This is a genomic window from Myxococcus hansupus (assembly GCF_000280925.3).
Classification (GTDB): Bacteria; Myxococcota; Myxococcia; order Myxococcales; family Myxococcaceae; genus Myxococcus; species Myxococcus hansupus.
This window is the reverse complement of the sequence record NZ_CP012109.1, coordinates 1846441-1859737: the sequence shown is the minus strand read 5'-3', so window position 1 is coordinate 1859737 and position 13297 is coordinate 1846441. Positions and strand designations below refer to the sequence as shown.

The 13297-nt window shown below is 71.4% G+C and carries 7 protein-coding genes, 1 tRNA gene and 1 pseudogene; 4 read left to right on the top strand and 5 right to left on the bottom strand.

The window, feature by feature from the left end; all coding sequences use genetic code 11:
• Positions 1-10 precede the first annotated feature (10 nt).
• Both cyoE and A176_RS07690 read right to left on the bottom strand, forming a co-directional pair.
• The gene (gene cyoE / locus A176_RS07695; RefSeq protein WP_002634613.1) at positions 11-895 is read right to left on the bottom strand and encodes a heme o synthase; all 885 of its coding nucleotides are present in this window, start codon (positions 893-895) and stop codon (positions 11-13) included.
• A 250-nt stretch (positions 896-1145) separates the two neighbouring features.
• Positions 1146-3497 carry a tetratricopeptide repeat protein gene (locus A176_RS07690; RefSeq protein ID WP_002634614.1) on the bottom strand — a complete coding sequence of 784 codons (2352 nt, stop codon included), beginning with the start codon at positions 3495-3497 and terminating at the stop codon, positions 1146-1148.
• Positions 3498-3697: 200 nt separating this feature from the next.
• Here A176_RS07690 and A176_RS07685 point away from each other — a divergent pair.
• The 4 genes from A176_RS07685 (at position 3698) to A176_RS07670 (ending at position 9233) form a co-directional block, all read left to right on the top strand.
• Positions 3698-3773, top strand: a tRNA-Ala gene (locus A176_RS07685).
• A gap of 106 nt (positions 3774-3879) precedes the next feature.
• The gene (locus tag A176_RS07680; RefSeq protein WP_002634615.1) at positions 3880-4506 is read left to right on the top strand and encodes a DUF2760 domain-containing protein; all 627 of its coding nucleotides are present in this window, start codon (positions 3880-3882) and stop codon (positions 4504-4506) included.
• Positions 4507-4567: 61 nt separating this feature from the next.
• Positions 4568-6430, top strand: coding sequence for an Hsp70 family protein (locus tag A176_RS07675; RefSeq protein WP_002634616.1), 1863 nt, complete (start codon positions 4568-4570; stop codon positions 6428-6430).
• Between the two features lie 25 nt (positions 6431-6455).
• On the top strand, positions 6456-9233 hold the full coding sequence (locus A176_RS07670) for an Hsp70 family protein (protein ID WP_002634617.1): 2778 nt from the start codon (positions 6456-6458) through the stop codon (positions 9231-9233).
• A gap of 254 nt (positions 9234-9487) precedes the next feature.
• On the opposite strand, the gene A176_RS07665 is transcribed toward A176_RS07670, so the two are convergent.
• From A176_RS07665 to A176_RS07655, 3 genes and pseudogenes are all read right to left on the bottom strand, one after another.
• Positions 9488-9886, bottom strand: coding sequence for a hypothetical protein (locus A176_RS07665; protein ID WP_002634618.1), 399 nt, complete (start codon positions 9884-9886; stop codon positions 9488-9490).
• Positions 9887-10108: 222 nt separating this feature from the next.
• A pseudogene (locus A176_RS07660) lies at positions 10109-11892 on the bottom strand (bifunctional metallophosphatase/5'-nucleotidase).
• A 45-nt stretch (positions 11893-11937) separates the two neighbouring features.
• Positions 11938-13197 (bottom strand): myxosortase-dependent phytase-like phosphatase, encoded by a 1260-nt coding sequence (locus tag A176_RS07655; protein WP_002634620.1) that lies wholly within the window; start codon positions 13195-13197, stop codon positions 11938-11940.
• Positions 13198-13297 lie beyond the last annotated feature (100 nt).

Below are 13297 nucleotides of genomic sequence, written 5' to 3'. Positions count from 1 at the left end.
GCCCTGGCTGCTATTCGCGAGGAACGCGGTCCAGCGCCAGCGCGGCGAACAGGCCGGTGAGGTAGATGAGTGAGAAGAAAAACGTCTGGCGGGCCCAGGTGTTTCCCAGCCGCCGGAAGAAGCCCCAGGCGCCAATGCCCAGGAAGCCCAGGCCCAACACCACCGCGGCGGCCAGGTACCAGGCGCCCGCGATGTGGAGCTGGAAGGGCAGCAGCGACATGGGAATCAGCGCCACCAGGTAGAGCACCACCTGTGCGCGGCTGGACTCATCCCCCCACTCCAAGGGCACGGAGGTGAGGCCCGCCGCCCGGTACTCCTCCTTGCGGAACAGGGCGATGGCGATGAAGTGCGGCATCTGCCACAGGAACATGATGGCGAAGAGCGCGAAGCCGCCCGCGTCCAGCGTGTTCGTCACCGCCGTCCACCCCATGAGCGGCGGCAGCGCGCCCGGCACGCCGCCCACCAGCATGGCGGCGGAGGTGCGCGCCTTCAGCGGCGTGTAGGCCAGCACGTAGCTCAGCAGGGCCAGCAGCCCCAGCGCGGCGGTGAGCACGTTGGCCCCCAAGGCCAGGGCCGGAAGCGACACGGCCGCCAGGGAGATGCCGAACCACAGCGCCACCGCCGGCTCCATGCGCCCGGAGGGCAGCGGCCGGTTGCGGGTGCGGTCCATGAACTGGTCGCTGTGCCGCTCCCAGTAGCAGTTGAGGGCATTGGCCGAGCCCACGGTTCCCGCCGTGGCCAGCAGCGTCACCAGCGCGTTGACGGCACCCATGTGCCCGGGCGCCAACCACATGCCCCCCGCCGCGGTGACGAGCACCAACGTGGAGAGGCGCGGCTTGGTGAGGGAGATCAGGTCGGACGCGACTGTCGGCAGGGACTCGGCACGCGCGTTCACACAGACTCCAGGGGGTTGGCACGACAGACGGGCTGCCGGCGCGGTAACGGACTTCCCATACAAGCACCACCCGGGGGTGGGCAAGGACACGGCGCCCAGGGAGCCCCCAGTGGCGGACGCCCGGCTGGCCCCCGGGGGCATAACGTCAGGGTGCTGGGGACAGCAACCACGGCAACGGGGCTGACCGCGCGTTCTACTGCCCGCGCGCATCAGCCCCGCTTGTCCCGCGCTCCGGTGGAGCCGGGCCTGCTCAGCCGCCTGACAGCGACCGGGCCGCGGAGGCGTGCTCGCCGCTGGGGTCGCGCTTCAGGTACTCCTGGGCCAGCATCTTCGCCTTGGCGGTCTGCTTCGAGTCCCGCGCCAGCAGCGTGGCGTAGAAGTAGTAGGCGGGCGAGTAGGCCTCGTCCGCGTTGAGGGCGCGCTGGTACGTCTCGTCCGCCTTCGCCGCGTCACCCTTGCCCTGGAACACCCGGCCCAGCTCGGTGAGCGCCATGGCGGCGCGGTCCGACTGGCCGAGGAACTCCTGGCTCGCCTTCTCCAACTGCTCCTGGGCCTTGGCCCAGTCGGAGCGCTCCCGGTAGATGGCGCCCATGGCCAGCCGCGCCTCCGGGTTCTTCGCCTTGGGGTCCTTCACCGCGCGCTGGTACTGCGACAGGGCGTCATCCAGCTTGCCCTGACGGCGGTACGCGTTGCCCAGCATGACCACCAGCTTGGGGCTGTCCCCCATGGTCTTCAGGGCCGTCTGGAGCGCGTCCGCGGCTTCCTTCTCGCCGCCCTGCTTGCCCATGAGCGACTTGGCCAGCTCGACGTAGAACTGGGCGCGCGAGCCGTCCATGCGGATGGCCTTGCGAATCTCCTCGGCGGCCGCGTCGTAATTGCCCTCCGCCAGCAGGCGGCGGCCCTTGATGAGGTGCAGCTCCGGGTTCTGCTTGTCGAGCGAGAAGCCGGTGTCCTCGCTCTTGAGCATCTCGGCGCGGGCCTTCTCCTTCTCCACGGGCACCGCGGTGACCTCGGCCAGCTTCTGCTGCAGGTCCGGCTTCATGTCCGCCATGGCCGCCGACACGCGGCTGACCAGCAGCGAGCGGGCCAGGTGCGCGGCCGCGAGCTGCCGGGGAGACGGCGGCGGATCGGACTCCAGCAGCTTCTTCAGCATGGTGTGCGCCAGCTCGAAGTTGGGCGAGTCCTGCTCCAGCATCAGGAGCGAGCGGCCCAGCAGCGACTCCGGGTGGTCCTTCTCGTACCGGAGGGCCGAGTCGTAATTGCGCCAGGCGGCGCCGTCCTGGCCCAGGCGGCGGTACACCGCGCCCAGGCTCGCGTAGGTGCGCGGGTCGTCCGGCGACAGCGTCTGCGCGCGGTCCAGGCTGTCGCGACCGCGGTCCAGGTCGCCCGCGTTCATCTGGATGAGGCCCAGGGTGAGGTACAGCAGCGAGCTGGAGCGCCCCTGCGTGTCCAGGCCCTTCACCTTCTCCTCAAGCTGGCCCAGGGCGTCCTTGCCCTTGCCGCCGTAGGTCTGGATGAGCGCCTCGGACGCGATGAGGTGCGAGCTGAGGTCGCCGCTCTTCTTGCCCGCGGCCAGGTGCTCCTCGGCCTGACGGCGCGCGTCGTCGCCACCGCCGTGCTCACCCCAACGGATGGCCCAGGCATAGGCGAGGTAGCCGTGCGCCACGGCGGAGTCGGCGTCCACCTCCAGCGCCTGGTCCGCGGCCTCCACCGCCTTCTTGTAGCTGTCGAAGGAGTCGTGCTTGAGCAGCTCGCTGGCCGCATCCAGGCTCTTCTTCAGCTCGCGCGACTTCTGCCGGGCGTTGGCCGAGTACCAGCCATAGCCGATGGCGAACAGCGGGATGGCCACCAGCAGGCCCAGCGTCACGAACTTGCTGCCAGCGCCGCCGGAGGAAGGCTTGCGGCGCGCCACCGGCTCGTCGTCCTCGTCCTCGTCCACCTCTTCCACCACCACCTGGGGGCGGCGAGCCTGGGGGGCGGCGGGCCTGGCCTGGGGTGCTTCGGCGCGGGCCGTGGGACGGGCGGGCTGCGGGGCTGCGGGCCTGGCCGCGGGTGCGTCCGCCGCGGCCGTCGCCGCGACACTGGAGAGCGCGGAGGCGGACTGCTGGGTGGCGGACGGAGCCGGGGCCGCGGGCGTCGCCGCCACGGGGGCGGGCGCCGGCGCGGCGGGCCGGGGCAGTTCGATCTTGTGCTGCTGGAGCAGCGTCACGGTGTCCGGGTCACCCGGGTCCGCGGTGTACGCCTTGAGGAGGTTCGCCTTGCCGGGCTCCGCTTCGCCCGTCTTCAGTTGAAGGGCGCCGGCCATGCGCAGCGCCGCCTTGTCCTCCGGCTGGACCTGAAGAGCCCCGAGCGCTTCTTCCAGCGCCTTCTTGTCCTTGCCCTGCTCCGCATAGACGCGGGCGAGCAGGAGACGGGGGTCCACCGCATTCGGGTGGGCCTTCACGCCCTTCTTGCAGACGACCATCGCCTCCATGAAGCGGCCCATGCTCAGGTACGCCTCAGCGAGGGGCTTGTAGGCCGCCGACGAAGGGTCGGAGGCAAACGCGTGTTCAAGCTTCGCGAGCTCGGCCGGGCTCAACGTCTTCGAAGGGGAGATAGACATTAACGGGGGGTTGCGAAACGGGCGGGAAGGATACGCCTGACAAGAGGGGTTTTTATGGCACCCGGTACGCAGCACGTCAATCGCCGGAATCCATGTTGGAAGCTTGCGCTTGACACCGTGAAGGGCCTCCGGTACTAGCCCATCCCACTTCGGCGGCCCCAAACCGCGAAGGCGCAGCAGGCAGTGGCAGTACCGTTTATGGGGGTGTAGCTCAGTTGGGAGAGCGTCGCGTTCGCAATGCGAAGGTCGTCGGTTCGATCCCGTCCACCTCCACCATGCAGCAAACGAAGGGCCTCACGGGAAACCGTGAGGCCCTTTGCATTTGCGGGCTCCCGGCGAACTGCCGAATTGCAAAGCATCCGGGCTTTGTTATCCGGAGCCGATGACCGACCAGCCCGCCTCACTGTCGTTCTTCGCCCGCTTCTGGCTTGCCTGGCTGTGCTTCTGGCGCTGCCTCCTGTCCCGCGAGTTCGCCCAGGCCGTGCTGCCCGCGAGCAAGGCGTACGACGCGGGTCAGCTCGCCCAGCTCCCTTCCGGTGGCCCTGCCCCCACCCCATCCCCCCAGCCGGAGGAAGTGCGCCCCGCCCCCCGGCCGGTCGCACCGCCCGCCGCCCTGCCGCCCGAGCGAGAGCACGCCAGCGCGCTTTCCCTGCTGGGCATGCTCCAGCGCGAGGGCCGCTTCGTGGACTTTCTCCAGGAGAACGTCTCCGCCTTCTCCGACGCAGAAGTGGGCGCCGCGGCGCGCATCGTCCATGAGGGCTGCCGCAAGGTGGCGCAGACGTACCTGACGCTGGAGCGGGTGCTGCCCCAGAACGAAGGGGACGCGGTGCCCGTCCCGGCCGGGTTCGACGCCCAGCGCATCCGCCTCACCGGGAACGTGGCGGGTCAGCCGCCCTTCAACGGCGTCCTGCGCCACCACGGTTGGATGACCACGGCGGTGAAGCTGCCCACCGTCAGCCCCGCCATCGACCCGCGCGTGCTTGCCCCCGCGGAGGTCGAGCTTTCCTGAGCCCGCCGTCACGGCTCCACCGCGCGAACAAACAGGCGCCTTCCAGGAGTTTTCGTCCGATATGGCCCGCTATTCCATTGGCATCGACCTGGGCACCACGCACTCCGCCGTGTCCTACTTCAACCTGGAGGAGGGCAAGCCCCGAGGCGGCGCGCAGTCCATGCTGCCCGTCCCCCAGTTGACCGCGCCCGGCACCGTCGAGGCCCGTCCGCTGCTCCCCTCCTTCCTCTACCTGCCCTCGTCGCAGGAGTTCCCCGCCGGCAGCCTCGCGCTGCCGTGGAAGCCGGAGGCCAGCACCTTGCTGGGTGAGTTCGCCCGCACGCACGGCGCCAAGGTGCCCACCCGGCTGGTGTCCTCCGCCAAGAGCTGGCTGTCCCACCCGGGCGTGGACCGGCGCGCGGCGCTCCTGCCGTGGCAGGCCCCCGAGGAGGTGCAGCGGGTGTCACCGCTGGACGCGTCCGCGCGCTACCTCCGGCACCTGAAGGAGGCGTGGGACTACACCTTCGCCCGGGAGCGCGACGAGTCCGCCAACGCCCTGGCCGACCAGGACGTCATCGTCACCGTTCCCGCCTCCTTCGACGCGGCGGCGAGAGACTTGACGCTGGAGGCCGCCAAGGCGGCGGGCATCCCCAACATCACCTTGTTGGAGGAGCCCCAGGCCGCGCTCTACGCGTGGCTGGAGGCCATGGGGGAGAACTTCCGCAAGCAGGTGCAGCCTGGCGAGGTCATCCTCGTGGTGGACGTGGGCGGCGGCACCTCCGACTTCTCCGTCATCACCGTGCGGGACAACGAAGGGGACCTGGAGCTGCTGCGCGTGGCCGTGGGCGACCACATCCTGCTGGGCGGCGACAACATGGACCTGGCGCTGGCGCACACGCTGAACCAGCGGATGACGGCCGAGGGCAAGAAGCTGGACGCGTGGCAGTTCAACGCCCTCACCTACGGCTGCCGCCAGGCGAAGGAGTCGCTCTACGCCGACCCCGCCCTGGAGCGCTCCCCCATCTCGATTCCGGGCCGGGGCTCGTCCCTCATCGGCGGCACCCTGCGCACGGAGCTGACGCGCGAGGAGCTGGACCGCGTCCTCACGGACGGCTTCTTCCCGGTGACGCCCGTCAGCGAGCTGCCGCGCACCGCGCGCCGCACGGGCCTGGCGCAGATGGCGCTGCCCTACGCGCAGGACGCGGGTGTGTCCCGGCACCTGGCGGCCTTCCTCACGCGGCAGGCGCAGGCGCTCGCGGCCAGCTCGGACGCGCCGGTGGACGTGAGCGGCAAGGCCTTCCTCCACCCCACGGCGGTGCTCTTCAACGGGGGCGTCTTCAAGGCCGGTCCGCTGAAGGCGCGTGTCATGGAGGTGCTCAACGGCTGGCTCAGCGCCGACGGTGGCGCGCCAGCCAAGGAGCTGGAGGGCGCGGACCTGGACCTCGCGGTGGCGCGCGGCGCCGCCTACTACGGTTGGGTGCGTCAGGGGCACGGCCTGCGCATTCGCGGCGGCACGGCCCGCGCCTACTACGTGGGCGTGGAGACGGCGATGCCCGCGGTGCCCGGCATGGAGCCGCCCGTGAAGGCGCTCTGCGTGGCCCCCTTCGGCATGGAGGAAGGCACGCAGGCGGATGTCCCGCCCCAGGAGTTCGGGCTCGTCACCGGTGAGCCCACCAGCTTCCGCTTCTTCTCCTCGTCCCTGCGGCGCGACGACAAGGTGGGCGTCATGCTGGAGGACGTGGACTCGGAGCTGGCCGGCGGAGGGCTGGAGGAGCTGGCCCCCATCGAGACGACCATGCCGGGACAGCCCTCGGCCTTCAGTGACTTGACGCCGGTGAATCTCCAGGCGGCCGTCACCGAGGTGGGCACGCTGGAGCTCCGGTGCCTGGAGAAGGATGGCCCCGGGCGGTGGAAGCTGGAGCTCAACGTCCGCATGAAGGAGTAGAAAGCCATCCGTCAATCGGAGGCGTATGCGTATCGTTGGCATCGACCTGGGCACCACCCATTGCGCCGTGGCATCCGTGGACCCCTCGCGGGGCGCGGGTGCCGCCGTCGAGGACTTCCCCCTTCCGCAGCTCGTCCGGCAGGGCGAGGTGGCCCCCCGGGCGCTGCTGCCCTCCACCGTGTACGTGCCCGCCGGCCACGAGCTGGCCGCCGACTCACTCACCCTGCCCTGGGGTGATGACGGCGGCCCGTGGGTGGTGGGCGAGCTGGCCCGCTGGCAGGGCGCGCGCGTGCCGGGGCGGCTGGTGGCCAGCGCCAAGAGCTGGCTGTGCCACCCGGGCGTGGACCGCTCCGCGCCCATCCTCCCCTGGGGCGCGCCCGCCGACGTCCAGAAGCTGTCCCCGGTGGACGCCAGCGCCCTGCTGCTGACGCACATGGCCCGCGCGTGGGATTACGCCCACCCGGACGCGCCCCTGTCGAAGCAGGAGGTGGTGATCACCGTCCCCGCGTCCTTCGACGAGGCGGCCCGCGCCCTCACCGTCAGCGCCGCGCGCAAGGCCGGGCTGGAGAAGTTCACCCTGCTGGAGGAGCCGCAGGCGGCCTTCTACGACTACACCGCGCGCCACCGCTCGGACCTGGAGCAGACGCTCTCGAAGGTCCGGCTGGTGCTGGTGGTGGACGTGGGCGGCGGCACCACCGACTTCACGCTGGTGCACGCGGGCGTGTCCCCGGAAGGCCCCATGCTGCGGCGACTCGCCGTGGGCGACCACCTGATGCTGGGCGGCGACAACATGGACGCCGCGCTGGCGCGCCGGGTGGAAGAGAAGCTCCTCACCGACGGCCGCCGCCTGTCCGCCACGCAGTGGACGCAGGCCATCCAGGCCGCGCGCACCGCGAAGGAGGCCCTGCTGGGCCACGCGCCGCCGGAGAAGCACGGCGTCTCACTGGTGGGCGGCGGCAGCAAGCTGTTGGGTGGCACGCTGTCCACGGAGCTGTCGCGCGACGAGGCACAGGCCCTGGTGCTGGACGGCTTCTTCCCGTCCTCCTCGCCCTCGGACAGGCCGCGCCGCGCCGCGCGCATGGCGCTCCAGGAGCTGGGTCTTCCGTACGTGCAGGACGCGGCGGTGACGCGGCACCTGGCGGCGTTCCTCGCGCAGCATGCGGCGGCGGGCTTCGCGGCCCTCGGTGAGACTGCGCCTTCCGAAGGGGCCCTGCCCCGCCCCGACGCGATCCTGCTCAACGGCGGCGTGTTCAACTCGCCCCAGATTTCCGAGCGGCTGGTGGAGGCCCTCTCCGCGTGGTGGCCAGACGCGCCGCGCATCCCGCTGCTGCGGCATGAGTCGCTGGAGCTCGCGGTGGCCCGGGGCGCCGCGTACTACGGACTGGTGCGCCGGGGCCACGGCCTGCGCATTGGCGGCGGCGCCGCGCGGGCGTACTACGTGGGCCTCCAGCGCGCGGCGGACAGCGCCGAGCAGCCCGCGCTGTGCCTCATCCCTCGCGGCTTCGAGGAAGGCCAGAAGGTGGACCTGGGCGAGCGTCCCTTCTCGCTCACGCTGGGGCGCCCCGTGCAGTTCCAGCTCTACTCCACCACCAGCGACCGCATCGACAAGCCGGGCGACCTGGTGCCGCTGGCGGAGGACCTCAAGTCCCTGCCGCCCATCCACACGCTGCTCAAGGGGGCCGCCGGCAAAGTGGCCGAAGTCCCCGTGCACCTCCAGGCCGCGCTGACGGAGATTGGCACGCTGGAGCTGTACTGCGTCTCCAACGTCGCGGACGAGCGGTGGCGCCTGGAGTTCGAGCTGCGCGGCACCGGCGGCTCACACGAGCTGACCGTCACCGAGTCCATGCCCGCGCGCTTCGTCGAGGCGAAGGACAACATCGAGCGCGTCTACGGCAACAAGCCGCTGCCCATTGGCCCCAAGGACGTGAAGCAGCTCGGGCGCACGTTGGAGAAGGCCCTGGGGCCTCGCGAGACGTGGCGCGTGCCGGTGCTGCGGGAGATGTGGAGCACCCTCTTCGCGGGCGCCAGCAAGCGCCGGCGCACCGACGACCACGAGCGCGTCTTCTACAGCCTCACCGGCTTCAGCTTGCGCCCTGGCTTCGGCTACCCGCTGGATGGCTGGCGCGCGGAGCAGACCTTCAGCCTCTTCGAGGCGCTGGTGCAGCACCACACGGACAAGGCGGTGTGGACGGAGTTCTGGGTGATGTGGCGCCGCATCGCCGGCGGGCTCGACGAGGCCCGGCAGCAGAAGCTGTACGCGTACCTCCAGCCCCACCTCGCGCGGAAGGTGCCGCCGGACGCGCCGCCGCCGGGGAAGCTCAAGGGCATCCAGCCGGAGGGCCTGGAGGAGATGGTCCGCACCGCGGCGTCACTGGAGCACCTGGCGCCGGGCGACAAGGCGGAGCTGGGCCGGTGGATTGCCGCGCGGCTGAAGGCCGAGGCGAAGTCCGGTGGCCCCTGGGCCTGGTCCCTGGGCCGGTTGGGCGCGCGCGTGCCGCTGTATGGCAGCAGCCACAAGGTGGTGGACGTGGACACGGCCGAGGCATGGCTCACGCTGCTGCTGGAGCTGGACCTGCGGAAGATTGACGGCGCGTCCTTCGCGGCGGCGCAGCTCGCCCGTCTCACCGGGGACCGCACGCGGGACTTGGGCCCCGAGCTGCGCGAGCGCACCGCCCAGGCCCTGGTCGCGGCGAAGGCTCCCGAGACGTGGGTACGGATGGTGCGAGAAGTCGTGGCCCTGGAGGCCGCCGACGAGGCGCGCGCGCTGGGTGACACGCTCCCCGCGGGTCTCCGCCTGTCCTGACCCGCGCCACGCGCCGGGGCACCTGCACGACAGGCAGCCCCGCGCGCCCGCCGCCGGTTCGCGCGCGAACGGACGGTCAGCCCTGCTCCCGTCACATGTCAGCCCAGGAGCAAGACGCACCGACCGCCGCACCACTCCGGACGCTCGTCACATCGGGCGTCGCCGGATGGCGTGAGAACGGCCTCTGGGAAATGCTCCCGCCCATGCCGGCCCTGTAGAGGTCCGGCGCGTCGGGCGCTGGGCGTCGCGGTGGATCAGCCCTGCACGGCGGCGACGGGCTCGGCGGGCACTTCCGCCGGCTCGGACCGCGCGGCGGTGTCCGTCACCACCTGAAGCACGGGGGCCGCTTCGGTCACCGGCGTCGCCGCGGTTTCCTTGGTGGCCTTGGGCTTCTTGGTGCCCGCGCCCGAGCGGCACGTGCGGCACCAGGGCTGGTTCCGGATGGCGCCATCCGCCATCTTCCGCAGTCCGAACTGAGCCAGCGGCTTGAGCGTCTTGCACTTGATGCACATCAACGAGATGAGCACCTCGTGACCGTCCGCGTCGTAGACGGCGGACTTGCGACGCTTGCGCGGCTGGCCCTGCCCCGGTTCACGCTGCTTCGCCTTGTCAGGCGCAGGCGGCGCCATCATCGGGGTCACTTTGTAGAGCATGTCGGTTCCTCCAGCTCACGGGAGTCCGCACACGCAGGCCCAGGGCCACCTCGGAGCGAACACTCGCAAGGACTAGAGTAGGACCTCCGCCCTCCGTTGAAAACTGATCCCAGGCCGAAAAATCGGCCCCCGGAGCGATTTCAGTGTCCTTCCGCCGAAGGGAGGTCTCCTGTTCAATCCCAGCGGATCAGCCCCCGGTTGAATTTTCAGCCCGAGGCCCTCTCAGCGCTCCTTCTGGGGACACTCTGCTACACCCATGTAGCGAACGCGCCCCAGCGCGGGAGCGTTGAGCGTGCCTCCCTGGGCTTTCCCGTAGGCCAGCAGCGCCTCGCGCAAATCGAGCCCCTTCACCGGGGCCAGGTCCACGCGCTCTGGCGGCAGGCTGTCTGTGACGGGGCCCAGGCCGTCGCCGCCTCGCGCGAGGAAGTCCGGCAGGGCCACGCGGTAGAGGCGCTCGGACGCCAGCGGCGTGCCTCCCGTCAGCGTCACCGTCTGGAGCCGCTGCGGCCCCGGGCAGCGATTCAGCGTCAACTCCAACCCGGAGACGGCGAAGACGGAGCCCCTGTCGTTGGCGTGGGCCAGCGCCATCAGCCGCGTCAGTTCGGTCCCCGTCAGCGTGACGACGGCGAGCGTGTTGTCGAAGGGCAGCGCCTCGAACACCTGGCCGAACGTCAGCGCCCCCGCCGGAAGGTCCGCGCGAATGCCGCCCGGGTTCATCACCCCCACGTCCGCCTGGGCCGACGCACGCAACACGTCCGCCACGAGATTGCCCAACGCCCCCTCCGCCGTGTAGCCGCGGGCCAGCGGAACGGGCGCCACCAGCCCCACCGGACGGTGCTGCGCCTCGCGCGCCAGCTCCAGTGCCGAGACGAGCAACGGCGCCACCTGCGCGTCCGGCGTCACCTGCGCGCCCATGAAGGAGGCGGGCACGAGCCGCACCTCGGGCTGCTCCTTCAGGCGTCTGCCGTCACAGGTGCCGGACGCGGCGTCCACCTTCGCACACAGGGGGATGGCGGCCTGGATGCGGGTGCGCCCGGGGATGACGCGGCGGCGCTCCGGGTCCACGTACAACTCCACCACGCCCAGGGAGCGCGCCTGCCCTGTCGTCTCGATGACAGGCACGTCTCCGAAGAAGTGCCCCATGGTCTGGTGCGTGTGCCCCGCCACCACGGCGTCCACCGTCCCAGGGGGGAGCGCGTCCAGCATGTCGAGAATCTCCGCGTCTCCTCGCGCGCAGCTCGAGGTGTCGCGGGGATTGCTCAGGTCCGCGCACTTGCCGCCCGCGTGCGCCACCACCACCACCACCTCGGCCCCCGCGCGCGCAGGGAGCGGGACGCCTCCAGGGCCGAGGGCGCCAGGGGCAGGAAGCGCAGCGAGGCCACGTTGGCGGGGTTCGTCACATTGGGCGTGGACTCCGTGGTGAGCCCGAGCACCCCCACCTTCACGCCCTTCACCGCCATCAACAACGTGCCGTCGTTGCCCGTCCACGCGGGGGCCTTGCCCGTGGCGGCCTCGCGAAGGTTGGCGGACACCAGCGGGAAGCGGGCCTGACGGATGCGGGCCTTGAGCGCGCCCAGGCCATCCTCGCCGGGCCGGAGGGCCATGGAGCCCGGGCCCTCGGGGCCATAGTCGAACTCGTGGTTGCCAATGGCGGCGGCGGCCACCCCCAGGTGGTTGTACACGTCGATGACGACGGCTCCCTCCGTGAGGTTGGAGGGCAACGTGCCCTGGAAGATGTCGCCGGCGTCCACCAGCACCACACCGTCCGGGTTGTCCGCGCGCAGGCGCGCCACGTAGGCCGAGAGCGTCGCCGCGCCCCCCTCCTCCACCACCTGTCCGTCCTTCAACGGCGTGCGGTGGGGCTCCACCTGCCCGTGGAAGTCGTTGATGCCCACCAGGGTGATGCGGACGGGCTCCGCGGGCGCGGGCGCCGGACGAGGCGAAGAACCGGCACAGGCGGCGGCCCCGCACGCCAGCGCGAGGACGAAGATTCGAGAGGAACGCATGCGGGCGCGCACTTCAGCGCGGCGCGCGCCCGCTGGCAACGCGCATCAACCGCGCCGGCGGCGGCCCAAGCGCACCAGCGCAATCAAGGCCAGGAGCGCCGTGGAGGGCACCGAGGCCGAAGCACACGAGCAGCCGGAGTCCTCGGGGAGTTGCCCGCCGGGTCCGGGCGCAGGCCCCGGCCCCCCATTGATGCCTCCGTCATCCCCCGAGCCGCCATCCGTGCCCCCGTCCGTCCCGCCGTCCGAGTCGAAGCGGGTGTCGATGCGCAGCGCGGGGTCGAACGCCTCGGCCACCGCGGCCCAGGAGGCGAACTTCAGGTTCTGTGGGTTGGCGAGCGCGTCGCTGCCAGCGAACACGCCATTGGGGAAGGCCGTGTCCAGCGAAGCCGACGTGACGGCCAGGGCCACGGGGTCGTTCGCCTGGATGACACCCCCATCGTCATCCGCCAACCGGAACGAGCCCACGAAGGTCCGCGCGCGCCGCTCGTAGACGGCGAACGCGTCCGCGCCGGGGTCCGCGACCAGGATGTACCCCTCGCCGTTGCGAGCCCGGTACACGGCGACCCGGCCCACGTTGCTGGAGAGGCCGCCCGTGCCCTGCACGGCGAGCTGCTGGCCCGTGAGGTCCGCGTCCGCGGCCGCCCCGTAGCGCCACAAGCCCTGCCCCTGCTGGGTGACGAACAAGGAGTCGGTGTCCTCGTCCACCGCCAGGCCGACGATGGGCCCCGTCGTGGTGAGGGTCCGCACCAGGGTGGCCGTCACGTTCCCCTCGTCGGCCGCGAGTTGGTACTGTTGGAGGACCCCCGTCGGCGTCCCCGCGAACACGAAGAACTGGCCCGAGTCCCGGCTCTGATAGAGCGCCACAGCGGAGAACTGCGCGCCCGTGACGAAGGCCCCGGCGCCTCCGAGGCGCTCCACCCGGTCCGCCCGGTCCGGGTCCACCGTGTAGGCCACCAGGCCGCTGGAGATGACGCTGGCCGCCACCGCCAACGTCTGCTGGATGCCCGACACCCGGAAGCCATCCCGCACGGCCACGGCCGTCATCGGGCCGTCCGCCGTCTCCGAATCCAGCGGCTCGCCCCGAAGGCCGAACGTGGCCAGTCCCCCGTTGGCGTTGCTGTAGGCCGTGAGGAACAGGCTGCTGGCAGGTGCGCCAGGACTCACCCAGAGGGCCACGTCCTGAAGCACCCCGCCGGTGATGGACGGGTCGGGCGTGGACTGCGACGTCGGGGCCACCGCGACCTGCGCGGACACCGGAGTGCCCAGGAGCAAAGCCGCCAGGGCGAGGGGGGTTGGGTTGCGCATGACCGCCTCCAGGTTGAGCGCTTGGGACTCCCTAACTTGGCACGGGAGCAAAGGCTTTCAAGTAGGAAGGCACCGGGAACGGTTGGCGACAGGCGACAGC